Annotated in this window: 21 protein-coding genes and 4 pseudogenes; 10 read left to right on the top strand and 15 right to left on the bottom strand. The window is 58.8% G+C overall.

From position 1 onward, the window contains the following. Positions 1-643: 643 nt before the first annotated feature. Positions 644-973, bottom strand: a pseudogene (locus tag YY7_RS0145165) (transposase); the annotation flags it as partial. Positions 974-1334: 361 nt separating this feature from the next. On the opposite strand from YY7_RS0145165, the gene YY7_RS0145160 reads away from it, so the two are divergent. Next, positions 1335-1649, top strand: a complete 315-nt coding sequence (locus tag YY7_RS0145160) for a hypothetical protein (protein ID WP_028168829.1) — start codon at positions 1335-1337, stop codon at positions 1647-1649. A gap of 57 nt (positions 1650-1706) precedes the next feature. Next, positions 1707-2243, top strand: a complete 537-nt coding sequence (locus YY7_RS55240; RefSeq protein WP_051397281.1) for an NAD(P)H-dependent flavin oxidoreductase — start codon at positions 1707-1709, stop codon at positions 2241-2243. A gap of 48 nt (positions 2244-2291) precedes the next feature. Here the strand turns inward: YY7_RS55240 and YY7_RS59460 are convergent. Both YY7_RS59460 and YY7_RS65380 read right to left on the bottom strand, forming a co-directional pair. Continuing rightward, positions 2292-3429, bottom strand: a pseudogene (locus YY7_RS59460) (transposase); the annotation flags it as partial. Positions 3430-3772: 343 nt separating this feature from the next. Next, a complete protein-coding gene (locus YY7_RS65380; protein WP_028168825.1) occupies positions 3773-4390 on the bottom strand; it encodes a hypothetical protein in 618 nt (205 codons plus the stop codon). Positions 4391-4402: 12 nt separating this feature from the next. Here YY7_RS65380 and YY7_RS55230 point away from each other — a divergent pair. From YY7_RS55230 to YY7_RS0145090, 8 genes and pseudogenes are all read left to right on the top strand, one after another. Next, positions 4403-5057: pseudogene (locus YY7_RS55230) on the top strand (extracellular catalytic domain type 1 short-chain-length polyhydroxyalkanoate depolymerase); the annotation flags it as partial. 1270 nt (positions 5058-6327) lie between these two features. Continuing rightward, on the top strand, positions 6328-7293 hold the full coding sequence (locus tag YY7_RS55225) for a c-type cytochrome (RefSeq protein ID WP_245287658.1): 966 nt from the start codon (positions 6328-6330) through the stop codon (positions 7291-7293). 339 nt (positions 7294-7632) lie between these two features. Further along, positions 7633-7803, top strand: a complete 171-nt coding sequence (locus YY7_RS61390; protein WP_155255612.1) for a hypothetical protein — start codon at positions 7633-7635, stop codon at positions 7801-7803. A 163-nt stretch (positions 7804-7966) separates the two neighbouring features. Beyond that, positions 7967-8413 (top strand): winged helix-turn-helix transcriptional regulator, encoded by a 447-nt coding sequence (locus YY7_RS64060; RefSeq protein ID WP_433994573.1) that lies wholly within the window; start codon positions 7967-7969, stop codon positions 8411-8413. A gap of 2272 nt (positions 8414-10685) precedes the next feature. After that, positions 10686-11075 carry a hypothetical protein gene (locus YY7_RS0145105; protein ID WP_130581341.1) on the top strand — a complete coding sequence of 130 codons (390 nt, stop codon included), beginning with the start codon at positions 10686-10688 and terminating at the stop codon, positions 11073-11075. A gap of 19 nt (positions 11076-11094) precedes the next feature. Beyond that, positions 11095-11784, top strand: coding sequence for a response regulator transcription factor (locus YY7_RS0145100; RefSeq protein WP_028168822.1), 690 nt, complete (start codon positions 11095-11097; stop codon positions 11782-11784). Between the two features lie 28 nt (positions 11785-11812). Further along, positions 11813-13282 carry a type II and III secretion system protein family protein gene (locus tag YY7_RS0145095; protein WP_028168821.1) on the top strand — a complete coding sequence of 490 codons (1470 nt, stop codon included), beginning with the start codon at positions 11813-11815 and terminating at the stop codon, positions 13280-13282. 10 nt (positions 13283-13292) lie between these two features. Then, the gene (locus YY7_RS0145090) at positions 13293-13958 is read left to right on the top strand and encodes a CpaD family pilus assembly lipoprotein (protein WP_028168820.1); all 666 of its coding nucleotides are present in this window, start codon (positions 13293-13295) and stop codon (positions 13956-13958) included. 41 nt (positions 13959-13999) lie between these two features. On the opposite strand, the gene YY7_RS0145085 is transcribed toward YY7_RS0145090, so the two are convergent. The 12 genes and pseudogenes from YY7_RS0145085 to YY7_RS55220 all read right to left on the bottom strand — a co-directional run. Further along, on the bottom strand, positions 14000-15037 hold the full coding sequence (locus YY7_RS0145085; protein ID WP_028168819.1) for an EscU/YscU/HrcU family type III secretion system export apparatus switch protein: 1038 nt from the start codon (positions 15035-15037) through the stop codon (positions 14000-14002). After that, positions 15034-15855 carry a type III secretion system export apparatus subunit SctT gene (gene sctT / locus YY7_RS0145080; RefSeq protein WP_028168818.1) on the bottom strand — a complete coding sequence of 274 codons (822 nt, stop codon included), beginning with the start codon at positions 15853-15855 and terminating at the stop codon, positions 15034-15036. Before sctT ends, YY7_RS0145085 begins: the two co-directional genes overlap by 4 nt. After that, the gene (locus YY7_RS0145075) at positions 15856-16140 is read right to left on the bottom strand and encodes an EscS/YscS/HrcS family type III secretion system export apparatus protein (protein ID WP_028168817.1); all 285 of its coding nucleotides are present in this window, start codon (positions 16138-16140) and stop codon (positions 15856-15858) included. A gap of 2 nt (positions 16141-16142) precedes the next feature. Beyond that, complete coding sequence (sctR, locus tag YY7_RS0145070; protein WP_028168816.1) at positions 16143-16808, bottom strand: type III secretion system export apparatus subunit SctR; 666 nt, start codon at positions 16806-16808, stop codon at positions 16143-16145. After that, positions 16801-17856 carry a type III secretion system cytoplasmic ring protein SctQ gene (sctQ, locus tag YY7_RS0145065; RefSeq protein ID WP_028168815.1) on the bottom strand — a complete coding sequence of 352 codons (1056 nt, stop codon included), beginning with the start codon at positions 17854-17856 and terminating at the stop codon, positions 16801-16803. Before sctQ ends, sctR begins: the two co-directional genes overlap by 8 nt. Positions 17857-17918: 62 nt before the next feature. Then, positions 17919-18449, bottom strand: a complete 531-nt coding sequence (gene sctO, locus YY7_RS0145060) for a type III secretion system stalk subunit SctO (RefSeq protein WP_028168814.1) — start codon at positions 18447-18449, stop codon at positions 17919-17921. Further along, positions 18425-19774, bottom strand: a complete 1350-nt coding sequence (gene sctN / locus YY7_RS0145055) for a type III secretion system ATPase SctN (RefSeq protein ID WP_028168813.1) — start codon at positions 19772-19774, stop codon at positions 18425-18427. The genes sctO and sctN overlap by 25 nt, the downstream gene beginning before the upstream one ends. Beyond that, a complete protein-coding gene (gene sctL, locus YY7_RS0145050; protein ID WP_028168812.1) occupies positions 19771-20394 on the bottom strand; it encodes a type III secretion system stator protein SctL in 624 nt (207 codons plus the stop codon). The genes sctN and sctL overlap by 4 nt, the downstream gene beginning before the upstream one ends. After that, positions 20384-21022: a hypothetical protein gene (locus tag YY7_RS0145045; RefSeq protein ID WP_028168811.1), complete on the bottom strand. Its 639-nt coding sequence runs from the start codon at positions 21020-21022 to the stop codon at positions 20384-20386. Before YY7_RS0145045 ends, sctL begins: the two co-directional genes overlap by 11 nt. A 10-nt stretch (positions 21023-21032) precedes the next feature. Then, on the bottom strand, positions 21033-21899 hold the full coding sequence (sctJ, locus tag YY7_RS0145040; RefSeq protein ID WP_028168810.1) for a type III secretion system inner membrane ring lipoprotein SctJ: 867 nt from the start codon (positions 21897-21899) through the stop codon (positions 21033-21035). Positions 21900-21907: 8 nt separating this feature from the next. Continuing rightward, positions 21908-22528: a nodulation protein NolB gene (locus YY7_RS62385; protein WP_245287657.1), complete on the bottom strand. Its 621-nt coding sequence runs from the start codon at positions 22526-22528 to the stop codon at positions 21908-21910. A gap of 75 nt (positions 22529-22603) precedes the next feature. Then, positions 22604-22839: pseudogene (locus tag YY7_RS55220) on the bottom strand (IS256 family transposase); the annotation flags it as partial.

Raw genomic sequence — 22839 nt, 5'->3', positions numbered from 1 at the left:
CGCCACCATGTCGACCTCGCAGAACCCCGGCGGCGGATCGTGCCAGTCATTGAACGTCCGGATCGGCACTTCACGGCGGACCGCCGAATAAAACCCGACCCGCCGGCGCTTACCGCCGGCCGCGGCAATTTTGGTCTCGACCAGCAGGCGATCAATCGTGGCTGCNCTNACGCCGAGCACCAGCGCNCGATCNGCCTGGTCGAGCTTGAGCCGGCCATGCCGCTCCAGCGAAGGCAGCAACGTCGGAATCATTACCTTCAGCCGCTTGCCGCAGATTCGATCCGAGACCTCCCACAAGGCCACCAGCGCATCCCTGATCTTGGCGCCGTAGGTCGGCCTTCGCTGCCGCCTGGCCTCCGGCGAAATTGCGACATGGCTGGCAAGCGCCCGGACCGCGTGCTTGCGATGCCAGCCGGTCACCGCGCAAAGCTCGTCGAGTATGCGCCCCTTATCTGCCCGCCCTGCCGATCGATAGCGCTCTACCACCGCCGCCGTGAGCTCGCGCCGAGCACCCATGCTCATCCGTCCTGCCATCGGTGACACCGATCCGATTCGGTGTCGCCGTCCCAATCCTGACGGTCAGTTCTCCGGTAACATTCTTGATGAGGCAATGCGCTCTGTCGCAATTTTGGTGCAGCTCCGACTATTCAGCGCCGATTAGTCTGCCCTGAAGCAGATCGATTTTCCCGCGACCATACATCTGACGTCTGACAAGCTTGAGGCGCGTGATCTGACCTTCAGTCTGTCCGTTCGACCAAGGCGAGGTAATAGCCGCCCTTACCGCCGCTTCATCCCTGACGACGCCGCTCGCGAACGAGGCGACGAGACTGGCGCGGGCGCGCTCGATCCATGAGGTGAGCCCTTCCTCAGCTTTGCGCCGGATCATCCCGTGGAATTCGCGGGCCTCGATCAACACCGGTACGCCAGCTTCGATCGCCGCGATCGTGACGGTCTCAGCTTTCGTCAGCAAGTCCTCCATCAGATGCCACCGATCTTCGGCTATGGACACGCCGGGAAACCGTTCCGCACGATGGACACAGACCAACGCTTCCCGACGCCCGAACCGTAATAACGGCCTTATCACCTTCGAAGTACGCACTCTCTACAACAAATCCACTCGGCACCAAATTGGAGCGCAGGAGTGCTTGCTGCATGACGCTGATTCTCCCCAATCAAAGCGCCAGACATCCCTCAAACTGCATCAAAAGTGAGTCAGAGCCAATTTTGCATGCCGAATGACATGTTGCGCTGACGCGACGTCCTCACGGGCGCGGAAATGACCCCTCAGGAACAGGCAAATGCAGACCTGATGCTTACGATCCTGCGATCGTGGCTTGCTGCAGAACCTCTATCATCCGGAAATCGAGTTTCACTGGCAGCCAGGTCTGCCGTATGGCGGCTTCTTTACTGGAGCGACCATTCCGAAAATGCAGGAGAGGTTTGCATCCATTTGGTTTCCGCTGCAGCCTACCGAAGAGCGTCGCCGCATGGATGCTCGCGTGATTGCGACCAGCACCACTGGACGGGTGATCGTCAACTACGTGTGGAAATGCTTGAGCCCGGATGGAGTGGCGTTCGAGACCGAGACGCTCGCCGACTATGCCATCGAAAAGGAGCAGCTGCGTCGCGCTCAGATGTTTTTATTATGATCTGTTCGGGCTGATGAAGTTTCTGACCATTGCGGCATCGGCTGAAGAATTCAAGAGATGACACGCTCACCTCATTGGCTCACGAGCCAGCGACTGCTCTTTCAGGCCCCGATTGGTTCGATCGCAAGTCCTGATCTCGCGGTCGCGGTATGCAACGCGGGTAGCATTGGTCAGATTGCCGGGACGTGGCGATCGACTGAGGAGTTACGCATCGCCATTAGAACCATCAGGGAGCGCACGACAGCGCCATTTGGCGTCAACTTCGTTCTCGGCTTTCCTTTTGAAGACCAGTTGGCGGTGGCGCTCGCCAAAGGAGTCCCCATTATCTCTTTCCTTTGGGGCGATGCGTCTCGCTATGTTGAGCAGGTGAAGGCGGCAGGTGCGGTCGCCATCCAAGTTGTAGGCAGTACGGAAGACGCGCAGATCGCCGAGGCGGCAGGCTTTGATCTGATCGTCGCGCAGGGCCATGAGGCCGGGGGTCACATTCGCGGTCAGCTCGGCACGTTCGTACTAATCCCACCAGTGCGTGACGCCGTTGGAATTCCAGTCATTGCCGCCGGCGGCACGATTGTGTTGAAGAAGTCCGCGAAGTGATAATTCAGGTTCGGAGAACGCGCTGGGCGCACGGGTGGTTGATTGTGCCTAAGCGTGCTGGAGCGTCGGCAGCGGGATCAGCTTTGCGAGCTTACGTAAATTCTGCGCTGTGGCAGCGAGGAGGAACTCGTCGCGAGCGCCCAAGGGACCTCTTAGCCTGAGCCGGTCGAGGCGGAGAATGCGCTTGAGATGGGCAAAGAGCATCTCGATTTTCTTCCGTTCGCGCCGAGATCTGACATAGGCATCAGTTCTGGCGATCTCGCGCGCCACGTCTCGAGCCTTTTCATGGATTGAACGCGGGACCTTGCGGGAGGGCATCTTCGGACAACACCGCGACTTCAGTTCGCAGTCATCGCAAACATGTTTGCTGGCCCGGTACAGCAGTGTCGCTCCATCATTCACCAAGGTCCCGGTGGAGGCCAGCACTTTGCCAGCCGGGCAGATGTAGACGTCGCTTTGCTGATCATAGGCGAAGTCGTCGCGCGAGAACGTGCCGTCGGTACGGGCCGATTTGTCGAATGCCGAAATGTGCGGTTCGATCGCCTTGCTCGTCGACCAGCCAGCCCAGCATCTCTACCGTTCCATAGGCACTGTCGGCGACAACGCGTTCGCAACAGAGCTCAAGGCGCTCTTTACTGCGCTCGATCATTGTGCGTGCCGCCCCGACCTCGGCCTGTCGGATGGCGCGCGTCGCCTCGACATCCATGATAATCGCTGCCTTCAGGTCGATGAGGTAGTTGTTGGCGTAGGCGAAGAAGGCATGCCCCTTGTGAGCGCCTGTCCATTGCGCGGCCGGGTCCGACTTAGAGGTGAACTTTGGTACCGTGTCACTCGCCGCGCCCCAAGCGGCCTCATCCAGGGTGTCGAAGTACTCTCGAACAGAGCGGCGCGTTCGGGCATAGCTCCCATAACATCGTCAGACCCGGCAACTGCGCGCTGCTTGTTGGTTGGCGGCAATCGAGCTTGCATCGACTGCAAAAGCTGCTCCTTCTGCCATGCAGCGCTGGACCACGGTCTCGAACAGCTTTCGCAACAGATCGCAGCCGCGGAAGCGGCCATGCCTGTTTTTGGAGAACGTCGAGTGGTCCGGCACCTCGCCGTCCAACCTGAGCCGACAGAACCAGCGGTAAGCAAGGTTCAGGTGCACGTCTTCGCACAACCGCCGTTCGGAACGTGTCATTCGGCATGCAAAATTTGCGAGCCGATTGACACATTGCTGGGCTCATCGCTTCTGGCAGCTCAGGGCCCGCCTACAACATGAAGCGCGTGATGACGATCGTGGGCGTAGGCGGATTGCTGGAAGCGATGCGGGCGTGAGGCCGGCAGCGCCTATATGAAGCTCCTGGTTGCCACTGAGATGAGAGGTCGGTTCCATCCAATCAGAAGTTCGGCGGCCGCGAAATGCGCCGGTGCGCCCCAAGTTGCGCGATTTTCACACGGCCTGGGCCAATACCGGACTCATGCACCGCAGCAAATGGGGGTTATTCGATCACCTTGTCGGCGCGCCCGAGGCGCTTGCGCCACAAGTCTTATGCTAGCTCGTAGAGTAAGGCCTTGGCCTGCTTCAAGTCCAACGTGTCAAAGCCCTCGGTGAACCAACCGTAGATTGGAGCGAGGAGTTCTCGGGCCTCATTCCGCTTCCCTTGACCACGCCTGAGCCGCGCCATGCTCATAGCCGCACGCAGTTCCCAGGACTTTGCTCGTTGCTTGCGGGCGACCGCGCGCGCACGCTCGAAATACGCTTCTGCTTTCGCCGCGTCCAGCTCCGGCTCCATCAGCTCGATTTCTCCAGCGGTCCGGTGGATTTCTGCTTCGAACCAACGTTCTCCGCCTGTTTCCATTGTCGTTGTTGCTTCGCCAAGGCAGCGCCAAGCGTCATTGCTTCGTCCAAGTTTGGCATAGGCCACCGCCAACAATGATAAGTGCCACGGCATATACAGTGTAGTTCCCGTTGCCCGCAGCGCATTGAACCCGGAAGTAAACATTTGGTCCGCCTTCGGGGCTTTGCCGGTCATGGCCAATACGCAACCTTGGTGCATCATTCCATATGCCTTCCAGAACGAAGCCCCCTTCTCATCTGCCAAGGCGACAAGCTCATTGGTTAGCGCAGTTGCTGTTGCGAAACTTCCGCAAAGAATATGCGTCATCGCTGTGGTGGATATCCTGCGCAGCGGGCCGAAGCGAACCAGGCGAAATGCTGGAATTGGTTTCGTCCCGCCGACCAGCAGCGGGGCGGAGGCGAACGCTCGCTCATCGCTGGCATCACTCGCCAGGTCATGCGCGATCATGCGGTCGATCCACGGCGCGTCTACGTCGGCGGACTGTCGGCCGGGGCCGCGGCCCGCCGTTATGGGATCCACCTACGGCGATCTGTACGCGGCGATCGGCATACATTCCGGACTGGCCTGCTGGGCCGCCACGGACCTTCCCTCCGCGCTGCTCGCCGTGCGGCAAGGCGGCGGGCCCGAGGCAATGCCGGGCGACGGCCCGCCCATCCCGACGATTGTCTTCCACGGCGATCGCGACACCACGGTGCGTTCGAACAATGGCGATCGAATCGTCCGGCAGTCCATCGGCGGCACGAGCACGAAAGAGAGGGTGCATCGAGGACGGGTACCGGGAGGACATGACTACACCCGCACCGTCCATACCGATGCCGGCGGACGCCTGGAGCACTGGAAAATCCACGGAGCCGGACACGCATGGTCGGGAGGCAGCCCCGCCGGCTCCTACACCGATCCGGACGGACCGGATGCAACGAGGGAAATGCTGCGTTTCTTCCTCGAGCATTCGCTCCCCGAGAGGCGAAACTAGAGCGGGGTCCGCTTTCCGTCCCTGCCGATGGGAAGCGGACGCCATCGGGTCGGCCCTTTTACGACGTGCGGGTTCGGCCGAATGTCCGGTTTGCGCCCACGAACTGCCCTGCCCGTCAGCTCGCATTTTGAGCGGTCACACGCCGCGAAGGACCGCCTCCATCGTTTGAAATTTGCGATTACAGCCTGCTCCGTCCAACCGCGGGGCGGCAAATCTCATCCGGAAGCGCACGTCTCAGCTAACATCTGAGTACCCGGCCAACAAACATTTGGTCGGGCGAGGTGCCGACAGCACCGCTACTCTTCTAGTCCTCTGATGGAGCTCGCGAACCGCATAATGGGCAAACCCGCCGATTTTCACTCTGGGCTACGCTACTGTCCTCTCGTGAGCAATGAATGGTTCTCTCTTGCGGGGCGTTGGTCCAAACGGTGGTGCGACCACAAGAAAATACCCTTGATCAGGACGCGCGAGATCAAACAGGGGAATTTGTGCGGACAAGCAATAGCACTCGCCCTTGGGTAACAACGTGGGAATAAGTCTTCGCGAATGGCTTTTCGCATTAATGACTTATGTCGTTGGTGCGCTCGGAGGGTGGTCGCATCTGCTGTGATTTCAAGGACTTGTTGAAATGGGCAAAGAAATCAGGTGCATTTCCCACCCCATAGGTGGCTTTCAGGGTGGATGCTAATTACCGTCACGCCATCGGCCCGCTACGGAGCCTCTGAGGATGACATGGGGGACTACTTTTGACCTTTCGCCCGACCTGGCCATCAGCTCAGGCGTCCGTTTTGCGCGCCAAAAGCGGCCTCCTCGCGAGGTCGCGTCTTGACCCTGAGGCGGCCTGTCACTGCGTCGGTTGGTCCTGGTTCGCCTGAGGATTGTTGAGCCGGCCTTACATCTACCCCCAACTTTTTCGCAGGGCCAAGCGATTGATCCAGCTGCGGAGCGATGGGATCGAGTAGGTCGCCGAGAATGTCCATCTGTTCGTTCTACGGCACGGACAATCGGACACAATATTCGGCTGAATGCATTCTGTCGTACGGTCCCATGCCGCACTAGCTTTCGACGATCGCAATCGCAGCGCCTCGCGCGCTCAAATGAGCGGTCGTCACTATGGAATCGAAAACGAGTAGCGCCTCCATCCACGAACCAGAGCAGCCGAGTTCAACAACCTGTTTAGGCCGCCCAGCTCAGAATGGCGGCAGCGCTTCAGTAATCCTCGTCCGCGGGACAGGTTCGTCTCTGAGCAAATCACGGCCCGATAAACGACATGCATAATCTCGTTTTGCTTGCGGTGCTGCTCGCTGGCAGTGTCCTCTTCGCTTGCCTCAGCCTCCGCCTTCGGCAGGTGAAGGAAATATCGCGATGGCTTGGGGCGGGGTTGACCGGGGTCATCGCCGGCGTCCTGTTCCTGACCTGCGTCGCCACCTCTGTAGGACACTACAAACAGTATTATTCGCGCCGTGCGCCGGTGCCGGAGCTGCGGGTCGGGGGAAGCGACGCACAGATTCAGCGCGGCCGGCCATTGCCGACAGTTTCTGCGGAGGCTGTCATTCACCGACCGGGACTTTCACGGGAGGCAAAGATACGGCAAGCATCTGCCGGTCTATCTCTGGGCGCGTTTATATCGTCCAATCTCACACCGGCGGGGCCCTTGAAAAAGTGGTCGGATGGGCAGATTTTCCGGGCCATTCGCAATGGCATCGACGCCGAAGGCCGTCGTCTCATGATCATGACATCGCGTACCAATGCCGGCAATCTGAGTGATGAGGACATCCGCGCGCTAATCGCCTATATCCGCCGGCTCCCGGCGGCTGGTGCGGCCACGCCGCAGCCAGCCGAGGAGCTCAATCTTCTCGGCCTTGTCATGGTGGGAATCGGCCAGTTTCCGTCCGGCAAACCAGTCAAGATCGGCGTCGTCACGGCGCCGCCCAAAGCACCGACCATCCAGTACGGCGAATACATCCTGTCCTATTATGACTGCCGGGAATGCCACGGTCAGCAGTTGACCGGCGGTGTCCAAGATCAATGGGCGCCGGTCGGGCCAGGATTGAGCCTGGTCGCGGATTGGAGCCGGGAAGAGTTCATCGCCACTCTCCGCACGGGCAAAGACCCGAGCGGACACGAATTCGACGAAAAGATGAATTGGCGTACGTTCGGCAAGATGGACGATGACGAACTGGGTGCCATCTACGAGTATCTGACGCACATGCCTGACTCCGAAAGCGATCGTTAACTAAATGAATGCCTCGCTTAAAAAAATGCGCGCATTTCACTGCGAAAGCGCCCACATTCGGCGGGCTTCGAGCGCATGCCGCCTGCTGGCCTGACAGATGGGTCCGCAATCGCAAGGCCGTGACCCAATATCCAAACTGTCAGGCCTTCCGGCGCACCTTGGCGTGCCGTGCTGAATCGCCACTGAACGTTGGGCGCCCGCTCGCTCTGCAGGTGTAGTCCTTAACGGCCTTACCATTGACAGAATGATCGATCCCGGCTGCGATATCAAAGAGCGCCTGGTCATTCCGACGCTACGCGGACGTCCATGCGAACGCCTCGCTAATGGAATGGTCGGGCCGTGCTCCCGCCCTGCCAGCAGCGAATCCTGGCAGGGGGCACCGAAGACAAGGAGCACGCCATATCACGGAAGCTCGAGGCTTCGCCCACCGCAATCGGCATCGATATCGGCAAGAGCTTGTCCTACATCGTCCACCAGAACCAGCGCGTTGTCATCGTGTTGCTGCAATAGGTGGCCGCGTGGCCAGTGGAGGCCTCGACTGGCCAATCTGCCGCCGTGTCGGGTCGGCATGGACAATCGGATACAAGATTTGGTCGAACGGACGCTGTCTTCCTCCGGCCTGCCGCACTGGAATTTGCTCGATCATGAATCGCGCCGCTATCCGTGAGCTCACATGGTGAGGCGCAAGCAAGGGTCGGATCGGATGGTAAGGCGAACCAGCCACAGAAAGGCCGGCTGCGCTGTCGCGAGAATGCTAGATGTGGTCGGTGATGGGTGGTCGCTCCTCATAGTACGCGACGCATTCGAGGGACTGAACAGGTTCGGCGAATTCCAGAAGAGCCTCGGATTGGCCAAGAACATACTCTCCGCGAGGCTCCGAGACCTCGTACGATACGGGGTCTTTAAAGTCGTCCCCACTTCCGATGGCAGCCCATACAACGCATACGTGTTGACCGAGAAAGGCCAAGGTTTGCGACCGGGTTCTGGTCGCTCTTGGCGAGTGTGGAGAAGAGTTCTTTCTCGTAACCGACGACGACCTACTTCCAATGAGCGGGCAAAGCTATCTTCATTCAGTCCGCGCAGAGTCCTCCCGGAGTCGCAGCAAGGGTCGCCGCGCTAAACTGAAGAAACAGAGGCAATACCACTGGACAGCAGATAACAAGCTTGGCTCGCTGGTTGATCCGGCCGGGCGTGGAATGAGATAAAAGAGTCTTTAGGTGGAACGACAGAACTTCACATGACTACGTTGGTATTGCTGAGCGGGTGACAGGCCCATTCCGAACTCGCTGCAGACCAAACAATCTCGGTCATCTTGAGCTACTAGAGGAGTAAGCGAGAAGCCGCAGTTTCGTTCTGATATCCCAAGTAGCATTTGATCGGCGATCGAGGTTTAGGACGATTTTGCTTGGCGCTGGCCGGGTCACCGAAACTGATGTGGCGATACCTGAATCGGCCCATTGGTTGCAGTCGAAGCTTTCCGACGATCGCTAGAATCTCGGGTAGCGGGCGATCACATTCGCGAGAGATCCTCATTACCGTTGCGAACAAAAGCATACAAAGCGCCGCATCGATCGTAGTATGATTACTGACATTTTATGCGATCGAAATCGCCAGGAAAATTGGAGTTTCGGAACATGAAATTGACCAGTCTCGCACGTGTTTCCCGCTTGTGTGGAAGAGAGGGTTGGGGTGACAAGAGCAGCGAGCGAGTTGCGCACTGCCCGCCGATACGGGTGAGTAGATTGCGGGGATCTACCGAAGGCTGTCGCCCGCCTCGGGGCGCTTGCTACGATCGACAATGGCGTCGGTTTTCAGCTCGTGCCCTCCCCACCCGAGCGCGGATTGAGCAACCGGGGGCTCCGTCGTCCTAACAGAGGATGAACTGTGAATCTGATCGGAAGTGAATGCCTCTGGGCTCGCGCAACACTTGCTGCTTCGAGACCTCGTAGTCCCTTCTCTCCAAGTCTTCTACCATCGGGTTCATCAAGAGGCCTGCGAGCCTTAGGATCGCAACGAGCCCGGAAGGACTTGAATGTACGCAGCCAATTGTAGGGATTCCGACGCAGGTCGCGACACTACCTGACAGATAGGTTGCGAAATGTCTCAGACCTGTAACGTCGAGCCGCTCGAATTCTCAGCCCTCCACCAGCAGACCGATAGCCTGCCAGCGGCGAGGCTCGGTCGGGCATTGGAGATCCTGCAGAGGCTGGCCGAACGCACTGCGCATCAGTGCGATGCGCACGGGTTCTTCATTGCGTCGGTGCGCCGATGGCGGTCAGCGTATGCGACTGCAAAGACGTCGAACAAATGGGCTCGGCCTTTTAAGCATCAGCAATTGATGCAGCCCGAAGCTTGCTTTTTGACTTATGCCCAAGTTTGGAGCGAATTGAAATGAATTGGCGCGCGCGATGTTGTTGCTGAGGTCGTAGGACGCAACATGATGATCGCAAAAGTTATTCATATTCATCTCGCAATTGCGACCCTGGAGTGAGCCGTACTGAAGCTATCGCGCATCATGACAGCGTCGGGGTTCCGTCCAGACGACAACTAAAGGCGACTCTCGGCACCGTTGAGAGCCCTCTGGCTCCCCGAAAATGCCTTGCTGTTCTGAGGCATCGCGTTGCTTTTCTCCAAGTTCCTGTGCTGGCCGCCTCAGCCGGCCTGCGAGCTTTAAAGATATTCATCAACGAACTCGATAAGGGACTTGAATCGCACGTAGCGTCAGATTGTAAGGTTTCCGACACGAGTCGCGACAATGCGTCGCGACAACACTTTATGACAGGTAGCAAGAATTGCGAATGTCTCCAAACCCTAGGTTCACGCCGCTCGACTCCCTCACGCTCCTCGATCAGTCCACCCGCACCCGTGTTGGCAACGTAGCCTATGCGCCTGACACGCGACCAGCGCCGGCTCAGTTGAGGCTACAACAGCAGGAGCTAGAGAGCAGGACCCGCTGTCTTCGCGTCCCTGTTGCCGGGCGGGCAACGAAGCTCTGTACAACCTCGACATCCGCCGGCATTCATCGCCAGAGGTGGAATGCAGGCGGCGGAACCACCCAGACCACATGTCTGACAACGCCTCTACGGGAACGGACTCGCCACTATTTGGTGTGCCCGATCGGCTGCCGCCTGGGCGCCGCGTCGGATCTGGCTGAAGGTCGAGAATTCTGGCCCTCCCCAAATACGCCACCGCCCGACCGAGGCGTGTTTTCCTAGCTCGGGGGCGCATTGGTTAGTTCGTCCCGCGTTAGTGGCTTCTGAAAGAGCGGCCGACTGCGGGACGCGAGGCGCCTGCACGCGTTCGAAGTTCCATTTTGTCATGACTAAGCGACCTCGAAGGGTCGACGGCATAGCAAGCCTCACCGCAGGCTCTGGCCAACACGGGAGCTCAAAATGTTGATGTCTCGTATCAGTTCGGATGCAAATCCAGCCATTCGCTCTGGTGCTTTGCGTTCAGCTGCGCCTGCTGGCGAGGCCATCGCCCGACCAATGACCGGAAGCATTGCCGCGATTGGCGCGCAGTTGCGGCAGGGTGCTGCCACAGCCCTCGATGCTTTGACTCATTCCAGCCAACCTCCCGGCATCCACACCACGCTAAGAGTTGCCAAGCGCGCATGCGATCCACAGCAGACGGCCGAAATTTCTAATCCGCAGATGAGGCCGGCCGTTGGCAACATTGCTCTTCTTCATCGATCCCGTCTCCGGACGTTTACGTTGACTCGGGACAACTCAGTCTCGCTCGGCTTCATCATCGACGGTGATCTGCTCGATATTTTGGCATGACTTGAGAAGGGGCAATGAAATGCGAACGCTAGTGGTTGATCATGATGAGGACCTAGCGCGCGCTGTCCAAAGCGCGCTCTCGGATTGCGGTTTCGCCGTTGATCTGGCACCCACTCTGGATGATGCGGCGACCGCTCTGGGCTACGCCAACTACGACATTCTCCTGCTCGAGTTGGCTCTACCAGATGGAAACGGCTTGGACTGGCTGAAGCGGTTGAGACGCGACGGACATTTGATGCCTGCAATAGTGATGAGCAGCCTCAATGACCTCGGTCGACGGATCGCCATTTTCAATGGTGGTGCAGACGATTTCCTACCCAAGCCTGTATCTACTGATGAACTCATCGCCCGGATGCGAGCCATTCTGAGGCGGTCAACGCAAATGACAGCCCCCGTGGTCACATTTGGCAATCTGAAGTTCGATCCGATCGCCCGGCAAGCTTCAGTTGGTGGTCGGCCGCTCAGGATTGCGCGCCGCGAATTGTGCATTCTTGAGCATCTCCTCAGCCGCGCTGGCCGTACCGTGCCGCGGCTGTCGCTAGAGGATAGCCTCTATGCGTTTGACAACGAGGTCTCGACCAATGCGCTTGAAGTCGCGATCTATCGCTTACGCCGTCATTTGAGTCAGTCGGGTGCGACCCTACGGATCACGACCGCACGCGGCATCGGTTATATCCTTGAATTGAATAGCGTGGCATCGGCCGCCTAGTCGATCGAAGTTGAAAGCAAAGACTCCCTTGAAGATCGCTCTTAATAACGAGGGTGGCAGCGATCGACGCTCGATCGTCGCCAGTGCCCTGTGGTCTGTCGTTTATCCTTCTCTTTCCCACCTCCTGTGCGCGGTCGCTTTCCTATCACCACTAACTGCCGCAGCTCAGACGACGCGGGATGCTAGAGAGGGGCCGCCGCATGCGGCTCCTAGCAGCATTAATGGAACGCTGGACCTTTCCTCCTCGCTCGGCAAGACAATTCATCTGCCCGGGCCGGCCGCGAGCATCTTTGTTGCCGACCCGACGATCGCGGATTATCAGGCGCCGTCGAACACGACCATCTTCGTCTTTGGCAAGAAGTCCGGACGGACCAGCCTGTTCGCTTTGAACGACAACGGGGAGGCTCTCGCCGAGTTTCGTGTCGTCGTAACACAGCCGATCGAGGATCTGCGTGCCATGCTCAAGGCCCAGGTCGGTGACTATCCGATCCAAGTCAGCTATACCCCGCGTGGCGCGATCCTTAGCGGTATGGCTCCCAATGCCGATGTCGTCGCCACTGCCGTGAGGGTTACGGAGCAGTTTCTCGGTGCGGGTGCGCTGGTCGTCAATAAGATTCAGGTCGCCGGGTCGTTACAGGTCAATCTGAGCGTGCGCGTGGCGGAAGTCTCGCGCAGCGCTATGAAGGAGCTCGGCATCAACCTCTCCGCTTTGGGCCAGAATGGCACTTTCGTTTTCGGCTTTAGCAGCGGCAAAGGTGCTGCTTCCGGCACGGCGAGCGGCGGCGGCGGCAAGGTAGGGATCGGCCTCAGCGCTGGTAATATCAACGTCGGCGCTGTTCTCGACGCGCTAGCCAGCGAGCACCTCGCTTCCGTACTCGCTGAACCGAATCTCACCGCAATGTCCGGTGAGTCCGCGAGCTTCCTGGCCGGCGGCGAATTCCCAATTCCGGTCATGCAGGACAACCGACAGGTTTCGATCCAATTTCGTCATTTTGGAGTGAGCCTCGAGTTCGTCCCGACCGTTCTTAACAACAATCAAATCAATGTCCGCGTGAAGCCTGAGGTCAGCGAGATTTCGAAGGAAGGTGAGGTCAAATTGAACGGTATGGCCGTGCCGGCCCTCTCTACAAGACGGGCGGAGACCGTTATCGAGCTTGGGAGCGGACAAAGCTTTGCAATAGGCGGGCTAATCAGGCGTAACTTCAGCACGGATATCAGTACTTTTCCCTGGTTGGGCGACGTGCCCATTCTCGGTGCGCTGTTTCGCTCTTCGTCCTTTCAAAAGCAGGAGACGGAGCTCGTTATTATTGTCACGCCTTACATCGTGCGGCCCGCATCCAACGCGAACCGGATGAGCGCCCCGACCGATCGCATCGGACCACCCTCAGATATGGGGCGCATCTTAACGAACACGTTGGCAAGTCCGCCGCGGGGCCGCGACGCTCCGCGCACCAGTGTACCAGGCGCGACAGGCGGCGCCGGTTTTATTATCGAATGAGGATCGTCAAATGACTGTACGAGCCCTGCCGCATCTGTTCGTTCTGATGACGAGCCTAGGCGGCTGCACAAGCACTGCTACGATCAACACCTTTCCGTCTGAACAAGGAACCATGGTGCAGCAGCAGAACAGCGTCTTGGTGCTGCAGAGCCTCCGTGGGCTCGAGCGGTATCGACTGAGAGAGTTCATTGCCAACAACAGTCGCGGTCGGTTTGATGCGATCCATCTCGATATCATCGGCTCGCCCCGGCTCGCCGCGCAGGTAGCCAGCGAGGCCCGCGCAATGGGCCTTGCCCCTTACAACATCCGCCTGTTCGGCCCTCGCCTCGACCGGCCTCTTGGCTTCGCGGTGCGAATCCAGGCTACTGTCTATGAAGCACGTCCTCCCGTCTGTCCGTCGCTTGCCATCATTGCTCCTTCAGTCAACGACAATTCGTTCGACCAAACCCTTGGCTGCTCAATCCGCAACAATCTGGGAGTCATGGTCAACGATCCGGGCGACCTGCTGGACAATAGAGCTGTCATGGCAACAACAGGCGATCGTGCCGCCGTTCCTGTTGCCACATATGGGTCCATGGGACAGCGCAACAAGAGCGACATGGAAGCTGGAATTGGCAACAGGGCGTCGCCAGAAGCCGCGTCACCGGCGACGAGGGATGTACAGTCGCCTCGATAGTGCACGTCGGATGGCGCAATGATTTCTGCCATACGCGATATCTAGACAAGCCCGGCGGAATAGAGTGCTTTCGCAACCCCTTCGAAGCACTTCGAAGGAACAGCGTTGCCCAGCTTCGCACTCCGGATGAGCTGACGCGCCAGGGCCGGGTCCTGGACAATGCTGAGGTGCAGCGACTGCGCCTCGGCAAGCAATCGTGAGGCAAGTTCGCCCTCACCACGGCAAACCACGATCGGCACGCCGGTCTCGCTACGAACGTAGCGGAGGCCAATCAAGATCGCCTGCCCTGTCAGTATCAATGTGGCACGATGGACGCCAAGTGGAGGCTCGTTCGCTGTCTCCTGACGAAGGCGACGGTGTTCGCCTTTGACCTGCGGATTGCCCTGCTGTTCCTTCGATTCGCGCTTGGCCTCGGTCTCCGTCATGCGCATGTCCTGCAAGAACAACCAGCGCTGGATAAGGAGATCTGCCAATCCGCCGATCAGAAAAGCACCAGCAGCAATTTCCGTCAGCAATTTGATCTCAGTGAACACGAAACTGAGACACCCCATACCGCAGACCGGCAAGTACACCAGCGCCTTCCAACTAGCGACAACCGTGAGCAGAAAGCTGGCGCCAAGAATGCCCACCTTAAGAAGCGACTTCGAGAGTTCAATGAGCGACCGCTTAGACGCAATCCGCTTGAGCCCCTTGATGGGATCCAATTTCTCGAATTTCGGCTTTAAGGACTCGAAAGAGACGTTTAATCCACCATTGGCCAAGACTCCCGCTAGAATACCAGCGGCAACACCGGCCCCGAGGAATGGAGCAACGGCCGAAAAAAATAGGTCGATCAAGCCGCCCAGCGCCTGCTGGACCGCGCTAGTGAACGGCTGAGCCTGCAGTTTGTCGATGAGCCGCATCGTTTCATGCCACTTGATCTCGATGGGGGCCGCTCTTAACCAGAGGCAGCCGAAACCGGCGCAAACGCTGACTGCGCTGACCAAATCGGCGCTGCGCGGGCTCTGCCCTTTCTTGCGCGCATCTTTTAGCTTCTTGGGAGTGGGAGGGAGCTTCTTCTCTTCGCTCGAGCCACTCATTTCAGGAGCTTCTCGAACAACTTGAGCACGGTGTTGGACTGACTGATCTCCGATCCCATATATTCGACGAGGAAGGTGGCGTAACTTACCATGATGATCCCATAGGCCAGGTTCTTCATGGTGGGAGAGACATCGTTCAGTTTGATTTGCGGTGCAAACCGCCCAAGTATCATCACCGATACATCAAGCAGCAGCAGGAATGCCAACACCGGGCCAGAGACCAGTAGCGTCGTATGCATGATGTGATCGAGAAGCCGCAGACATTCCATCGCGCCTTGCGCGGTCAAACTAGGCATCAGCCGATATACGGGCCAGATCAGATAACTGCCATAAAGGCCCGTAATCACATTCTCCAATCCCCCGGCTAGAACGAAAATCGCAATCGCGGTGGTACCGAGTAACACCGCTGTCGCCGAAGCTTGGCCGCGCGTCGCGGGATCATCAGAAGCAACAGGGTTCGTAATTCCCCGTTGGGTGTCGATGAGCTCACCCACTGCTTGGATGCTCCATAGCGGAATACTGAGCAAAAGGCCGATGAGCAGGCCGACGAACACCTCTTTCAAACCGAGGAGCGTGACACTGATCAGCCGGGAGCCCTGATCCAGCGACTGCAAGCCGTGCCTGATCTGCAACAGGCATGGCAGTCCCATCGCAAAGGTCACGCAGCCACGGACCAGCCCGCTAATGCGCGGCCGCGTAAATACAGGAAGGACCAGCATAATGCCAAGGGCCCGGGCTGCTGCGAGGCCACCTGCAAGGACGAGCTCGATCGCCTCCTGGATCAGAGCTTGCGTCTCGGCGGGTGAAGGGAGGTTCATCTACCGTCGGCTAATGCTTGCCGTGAGTGCGGGAAAGTCGGTAAATGCCTGCTCTGCTTCCTTGATCAACGCGGCGCTGAGCACCGGAGAGAACAACGCGATCACCGCGACAACGACAAGAAGCTTCACAGTCAGTGGCAAGGTTTGATCCTGAAGCTGCGTTGCCGCTTGGATGATGCCGACAACCAGGCCGACAACGACCGCAGCGATGAGCGGTGGTAGAACCCAGATCATGAAGAGCACAAGTGAACGGCTCATATGAGTGAGAATGCTCGCCTCATCCATGTTCAGCCTCCCGGTGTTGTGTAACTGAGCACCAGCCCGTGCATGAGCCGTGACCAGCCGTCGATTGAGACGAATAGAAACAGCTTGAAAGGCACGGATATCACCGTCGGCGAAACCATCGACATACCCATGGCCATCAAGATGGTCGTCACGATCAGATCTATGGTGATAAAGGGCAGATAGAGAAGAAAACCAATTTCGAAGCCACGCTTGAGTTCTGAAATTAGAAAAGATGGCACCAGAATGACCAAATCATCGGCGCTCACGTTGCCGCGCATGTCCTCGGGCCAGACCTGTTCGGTTGAAGCCAGGAAGAACCGGCGCTGCTCGTCAGCGGTGAACTTCTTGAGATAATCGCGCAGCGGCTCCTGCCCCTCCTTTGCGGCGCTCACCCAATCATCGACCGTTTGGTAGCGGAGTTGTGGCGCAGAAATGCGATTATAGGTCTGTTCAATCACCGGCGCGCCAATGAAAACCGTCAGGATCAGTGCCGCGCCATATAGAACGAGGTTCGGTGGGATAGATTGAGTCCCGAGCGCGTTGCGAACGAGGAAGAGCACGACGGATACCTTTATAAACGCTGTGCTTGTTACGACAACGAACGCGAGCAGGCCAAGGCCAGCTGTGAGCGCAAGGAGTCCAAGAATTCCCGGTTGAATGTCAGTCATTGACCGCCAACTTGCCGCGCAGCCGGATGCCGAGCTCCTCGCCGATGCGTACGATGTCGCCGCGGCCGATGCGGTGGCCGTTGGCAAGGATATCGACCGGTCCGTCGAACGGCCGGCCAAGTTCGAACACATGTCCTTCGCTGATATTTCTCAAGGCCCCGAGTGCGACAGTCCACCGGCCGCATTCGAAAACCAGCGTGATCTCGATGTTGTCGAGATCGTTTTCAGAGGGTGGGCGGCTCTTTTCGGATTTGGTCATCATATGTGTACACTCAAGGGGATATGGTTGGAGGCGGAATGCCCCTCGCGCGATCAAGCGATCGTCTGCAATATGTGCCGGGGCCCATAAGGTTCCCGCCTTGAGGATGGCTTGGCCACGGGCGAAGGGTAATACGTCCGGCAATAGAGCGTCTCCTGCATTTGCTTTGCCTAGCAGCGCGACCGTAGCACGGAGCGAGCCGATCTCTCCCTTAACGATGACAGGCAATTCTGGAGGAAGCTGGCGTGCCTCTCGCGGCAGCTGACTGAGCAGTCCGCCTAACGCGCGAAACGCGGCTGGAACTGAACCATCGAGAGGTGAGAACAGGAACAGGCGCGCTTTGCCTTTGAATGGGCCGTAGGTGATTTCGAGCTCCAGATAAGGACCCTGAGCCGTTGCTTCGCTCACGCAGATCAGCCGCAAGCTTTGTTGTGTCAGACTCTCTAGCTGATCGAGCAACGGATAGAGTGCAAGTTCGACGAGGAGCGAACGAGTTGGCTCCGAAGGTAGGCCAAGCTCGCTCTGCACTGTCGCGATCAGCCCCTCTATGAGCGGACGGGGCAACGATAAGATGATCGTTTCATGTCCGAGAACCCAAGAGCAGTTGAGCATCGATACGGCACACGGCTCGGCGTCCCAGACAAGCCGTGCCATCTGCACCGATAGCGACTTATCGCCGAGACGGGTTTGCAGAGGCTTGCGGGAAGCGGCGATCTCGTTGAGCCAGGAGACGACGGCATGCGACAGGGTTAGCCCCGGTTCAAACTCCGATTCGTCGCCCGGAGCCATGCTCGCAGGCCCGTCTACAAGACGAGGCGCTTTCGCTAGCATAAGAGAAGAAGCCATCAGATTCAGTCGCTAGCCGTGTGGGTACGCGTACTACTGCGATACCGAAGCAAGACCTCGTCGTCGGCCTCTATCTCGGCTTCCGCTTCCGAATGGGAATCACTCGCGCGCTGAACGTCGCCCTCAATTTGCTGCCATTTGTAACTCGCCGCCGAGCACTTGGTCAAAATGGTCCGTGCGTCGAGGACCGACGTCTTGGCCTGCTCTTGAGCGTCGCGCACTTCCTCAAGCCTTCCGCGTGCTCGTGCGACCTCAGCTTTGAGCCGTTCAGTGACGATGTGACAGCGACGATCGAGCTCCTCGACAGACAGCGAATCAAACGATGCCAGCTCTCGGTAAAGCTCTCCTTCGAGCGCCGCTCGGTTTTTCTCGGCCGTCGCCAGATCCTGGACAGCTTGTTCCACCGCTTGGAGGGCGGTGCGAAGCTTGGCTTCCATGTTGGACACCTCACGAAGGGCGCTCCGCTGTCTCATATCCTTCACGAGCCGCAATTTCGAGGCATAGACACGATTCACGCGGTCAGACGTGACATCCATGTGAACGTCTCCTCAAAGCTTGATGCCTCGTCTCCGCTCTGACGCAGAAATTTCCGCAACTCCTCGATCGAATTAATTGCCCGATCTGTCAGAGGATCACTGCCTTGCTTATATTCGCCAACCTTCACCAAGAACTCGGCCTCGGCGTAGCGCGAGAGCAGATCACGGAAGAAGGAAGCTGCCTTGCGATGCGACACAGAGACGACTGCATTCATCACGCGGCTGCGGCTCGACAACACGTCAATGGCGGGAAAATGCTCGCGCGCTGCCAAAACGCGTGAGAGAACAACGTGGCCATCAAGAATGCCTCGCGACTCTTCGGCGATTGGATCACCCGAGCCGTCGCCTTCGACAAGCACGGTATAGAAGGCCGTGATTGAGCCGCGCTCGCCCATGCCGGCACGCTCTAAGAGGCCAGGAAGCATCGCAAAAACCGACGGCGGAAAGCCGCGCCGCGTCGGCGGCTCTCCTGCCGCAAGGCCGATTTCGCGCATGGCGCGGCTAAAGCGCGTCAATGAATCCATCATCAGGACGACGCGAAGTCCTTCATCACGAAAATATTCGGCGAGTGCTGTCGCCATGTGAGCGCATTGCGCTCGTTCCATTGCCGAGCGGTCGGAGGTCTCAACCACAACGACGGTGCTGCGAAGCGCCGCCTCACCGAGGTGCTGCTCGATGAATTCGCGCACTTCACGACCGCGCTCGCCGATCAACGCGACTACGGTGGCATCGGCAGCCGCGCCTTTTACAATCTGCGACAGAAGCGTCGACTTACCGCACCCTGGGTCTCCGTAGATGCCGATCCGCTGCCCCTCGCCACATGTCAGAAGCCCATCCAAGACACGGACGCCGAGTGGGAATGGCCGCTCGATAGCGCGCCTTGTCATTGGGTTTGGAGCCTTACCGCGCAGCGGACGAGTTTGAGCGGCCTTGATTGGACCCTTTCCGTCGATCGGACGGCCGAAGCTGTCGATCACCCGGCCAAGCAAGTCGGGGCCGACCGGAACTTCATGCATTCGCCCGGTCGGGACCACTTCTGCTCGGCTGGATAAGCCCGCCATGTCACCGATAGGAGTGAGCAATACCCCATCTTGCGATAGGCCGATCACCTCGGCCTCGAGCGACCACCCGGTGCGGGGATCCCGCAACAGGCAAAGCTCCCCTATGCGCGCCTCTGGCAAGACGGCATGAAGCAAGGTGCCGACCGCCCGTGTGATCCGCCCTCGTACAGCACGCGTGTCGATCTGCTTTGCTGTAGATTTCAAAGACGATAGCGCGGCGTGCAGATTCCTCTCTGCGACCGCATCGGTCGCCGATGTTGTCATGGCTCGTCTTCCTTTGAAGGCAAACCCAAACCAAGGCGCAGAGCCCGGAGCTGCGCAGCAAGTCCAAGATCGACATTGCCAAATTCGCTCCACAACACGCACTGGTCCGTCGTTAGAGCCGGATCCGGGTCAATCCGCACTTTCGGCCGGCCCTCCTGTCCATCCCAGGCAGCGAACTCGCGCGCCAGCGCATCAGCTTTCAAAGGAGAGACATGAAGGCACACTTCCGCGCTACCATATTTTTGCTCGATCGCATGACGAACGGTCCTCACCAACATCTCGCCTGGATCAAACGCGCCCAGCAGATCGCTTACGATCTCCATGACAAGCTGGGGCAATTCCTGCTCCAGAATAGCTTTTCGCTGCGCAAGCGTGGAAGCAGCCTGCGCGATCAGCCGATACATTTCTTCGGCGCCGCTCTTGAAGCCATCCGCTCGGCCGCGCGCCCGTTCCCGCTGATAAGCTGTCCGTCCCCAGCCGCGAACGCGTTGAAGATGCCGCTCGGCGGCCGCGCGCGCTTCGACGGCATCGCACCAGATCCCGAGCTCGGCAGCCCGTATAAATGGCCCGAGCGGACGTATCTGGGGGGCCACCGGCAGCGCTGGGTCATCAGCCGTCATGCCGTGGCGTCTCCCTCGACAAATGGGTTATCACCAAGGAAAGCAACGGGCCCGCGGCATTGCGGTGTTCGGCCGCTGGATTCTCGGCAGCAGTGCCTATGGGCGAGCGTAGCAAAATGCGCGTGCGGTCAAGCGAAGAGGCTTCGTCGAGCCAAGCACCTAGGCAGGCATGGCCATCGTGTTCAATCTGTTGCGAAAGTTGTTCCGGATCAGCAGTAGCGGTGGTTGCGACCGCGCTGGCCAAGTGCCGGATACCGAAAGCGTGCGCTTCTGCCCCGATACGTCCAAGCAGAATTGCGAGATCCTGCTTTGAGACGAGCTTTAGGAGCGAGCGAGCATGCCAGATACTGCCGGCAAGCAAAGCAGCCCTATTCGGATCATGGCCGAGCAGAAGATCTCTTCCCCAGTTGCTGCTGCTCGCGTCCATTCCATTACCAAGCAGCATTTCGGCCAGTCTTACCTGCAGCCTCGCGCTCTTCTGTAGCCGGAGCAAAGTCGAAGCCGACAGCCGCGCGTCAAGACGGGCAGCAAATTGGCTCAGATGGGTCGAGGCAGCGAGCTCGCGCAGTCCTTCACAGGACGATTCGGACCAAGTATGAGATTCGGCGGATCGCAGCGGTATAGGCATTTGCACACCCCTATGCCCTGTCGGAGGCGATCTTTTTACCGGGAGCTTGGATAGCCGGCGTGCTCGAAGGGGTGCCCAGTCTGGCTAGCGCGCGCGCTGGCTGGGCACCCTGACGCATACGAGAACCAAGGAATATGTAGCAGAGAAGGCCGAGCGCAGCGCCGGCCACGCCGACACCGGCCGCAAGTAGCGGGGCTGAAATGGATTTGCTCGACTGAGCGGAAGCAGCTGGCAAGGGCGACGGCTGTTCAAGCGGAGCCCGTTCAACCGGTACAAAGACCACCGCCACCTTGTCATAGGATAGGCCCTCGATACTGTTGGCGACCAGCATCTTGATCTGCGGCAGCAGAGCCGAGAGCTTTGCATTGGAGTTATGTCGAATGAACACCGACGCTGAGGACGGCATCGTGTCCTGGCGCAACAGATCATTTTTCGGCAAAACAACGTGGACACGCGCGGATATGACGCCGTCGATATCGCTGATCGTGCGCGACAATTCTTCGCTCAGGGCGTAAACGAAGCGAGCGCGCTCCTCGGTCGGCGAGGCAACCAGGCCCGATCCTTTGAACACCTCGCCGAGGTTCTTGAAAGGCTGGCGCGGCAGCCCTTCTAAATTTAGCAGCTCGATCGAAAACGCTAGCTGCTTCTCCTCGACCTGGATCGTGCTGGTCCCGTCCTTGGCAGTGACACGGACTGCATCGACTCCCTTACTTAGCAGGAGCGCAAGCATCTCATTGGCCTCACGCTCCTGCACTTTGGTGTAGAGCTCAGCCTTACAGCCGAGCAGAAGGAGCAGGAGCGGCAGCACGGTAAAAGCACGCAACCATTGAGCGAATGGGCAGACATGGCCGCTTTGTCCGCAGATGGAACCAGTCATCAACGAACTCAGCCCGCCGATAGCAATTTGTTCATAGATGAGCTGACGGCACTGGCACTCTTGGAGACGAGCGAAACCTCGACGACACCTTTGTAAACGTCTCGCAGACTCGCAACCATCGCGTCAAAGTCGAGCACCCCTTCCGGTTTGCCCGCAGGGCTCGCCCCCACGGGCTGCGGCGGCGAAAGCGGCTGAGCGGCCGGCCCAGGTTGCACGACCTTCGAAATGGCGGCCACGCCGCCGCTCGCTGCAGAAGGAACGGGACTGCTCCGGTACATCGAAGAGAGCGCCTGGAGCACGCGCTCGCCAGGCGGACTCGCCTGCACTGTTGCACGCTGAACCTCCGACATCGCAGGAACGGACGCTGCCTTATCTGTGACCGAGGAGACAGCGCCTGACGTCGAAGCGACGTGCATTAGAGCCTGCTGAAACTGGCTCTGCGCGCCGATTGCTGCCGGCTGGCAGAGCCCGGAGAGGCCTTCGGCAGGGTTCAGGGAGATCGGCGTAGCGGCTAGCATGATCGAAGGTGTCATTGGTTTGGCGCCGATGAGGCACGCCGTTGTTAAGAATTGATGAGTCAGCACCGTAAAGAGGCGAGCTGACCGCAAGCTGACGAACACGCGAGCCATAAGGCCATTTAAAGATCACGTTCGGCTTCCAGTTTGAGCGCAGGAGCTATGGCCGAAATTGGGTGATGGGGCCGATCAGGCGGCGCGGTTAGCTGGCGTCGTCGATTCTGCGACGCCGTCGGTAAATTTGACGCCGGCAATGACCCTTGGCAACTGATTTTCGCCCTTCAGCCGGCGCCAGGTTTTGGCGGCGCTCATGACGAGCTTGAAGACCATGAGCCTTGCCGTCTTGTGCGACAGGCTTCCCTTGGAGCGGACGGTCCGGTGGCGGACTGTGGCGAAGACGCTTTCGATCGGGTTGGATGTGCGCA

This window comes from Bradyrhizobium elkanii WSM2783 (assembly GCF_000472865.1).
GTDB classification, from domain to species: Bacteria; Pseudomonadota; Alphaproteobacteria; order Rhizobiales; family Xanthobacteraceae; genus Bradyrhizobium; species Bradyrhizobium elkanii_A.
This window is presented reverse-complemented; position numbering and strand designations above follow the sequence as displayed.

Coding starts and splice junctions, on each gene's coding strand:
- YY7_RS55240 (WP_051397281.1), top strand. CDS start 1,707: ATGACACGCTCACCTCATTGGCTCACGAGCCAGCGACTGCTCTTTCAG.
- YY7_RS65380 (WP_028168825.1), bottom strand. CDS start 4,390: ATGACGCATATTCTTTGCGGAAGTTTCGCAACAGCAACTGCGCTAACC.
- YY7_RS55225 (WP_245287658.1), top strand. CDS start 6,328: ATGCATAATCTCGTTTTGCTTGCGGTGCTGCTCGCTGGCAGTGTCCTC.
- YY7_RS64060 (WP_433994573.1), top strand. CDS start 7,967: ATGGTGAGGCGCAAGCAAGGGTCGGATCGGATGGTAAGGCGAACCAGC.
- YY7_RS0145105 (WP_130581341.1), top strand. CDS start 10,686: ATGTTGATGTCTCGTATCAGTTCGGATGCAAATCCAGCCATTCGCTCT.
- YY7_RS0145100 (WP_028168822.1), top strand. CDS start 11,095: ATGCGAACGCTAGTGGTTGATCATGATGAGGACCTAGCGCGCGCTGTC.
- YY7_RS0145090 (WP_028168820.1), top strand. CDS start 13,293: ATGACTGTACGAGCCCTGCCGCATCTGTTCGTTCTGATGACGAGCCTA.
- YY7_RS0145085 (WP_028168819.1), bottom strand. CDS start 15,037: ATGAGTGGCTCGAGCGAAGAGAAGAAGCTCCCTCCCACTCCCAAGAAG.
- sctT (WP_028168818.1), bottom strand. CDS start 15,855: ATGAACCTCCCTTCACCCGCCGAGACGCAAGCTCTGATCCAGGAGGCG.
- YY7_RS0145075 (WP_028168817.1), bottom strand. CDS start 16,140: ATGGATGAGGCGAGCATTCTCACTCATATGAGCCGTTCACTTGTGCTC.
- sctR (WP_028168816.1), bottom strand. CDS start 16,808: ATGACTGACATTCAACCGGGAATTCTTGGACTCCTTGCGCTCACAGCT.
- sctQ (WP_028168815.1), bottom strand. CDS start 17,856: ATGGCTCCGGGCGACGAATCGGAGTTTGAACCGGGGCTAACCCTGTCG.
- sctO (WP_028168814.1), bottom strand. CDS start 18,449: ATGGATGTCACGTCTGACCGCGTGAATCGTGTCTATGCCTCGAAATTG.
- sctN (WP_028168813.1), bottom strand. CDS start 19,774: ATGACAACATCGGCGACCGATGCGGTCGCAGAGAGGAATCTGCACGCC.
- sctL (WP_028168812.1), bottom strand. CDS start 20,394: ATGACGGCTGATGACCCAGCGCTGCCGGTGGCCCCCCAGATACGTCCG.
- YY7_RS0145045 (WP_028168811.1), bottom strand. CDS start 21,022: ATGCCTATACCGCTGCGATCCGCCGAATCTCATACTTGGTCCGAATCG.
- sctJ (WP_028168810.1), bottom strand. CDS start 21,899: ATGACTGGTTCCATCTGCGGACAAAGCGGCCATGTCTGCCCATTCGCT.
- YY7_RS62385 (WP_245287657.1), bottom strand. CDS start 22,528: ATGGCTCGCGTGTTCGTCAGCTTGCGGTCAGCTCGCCTCTTTACGGTG.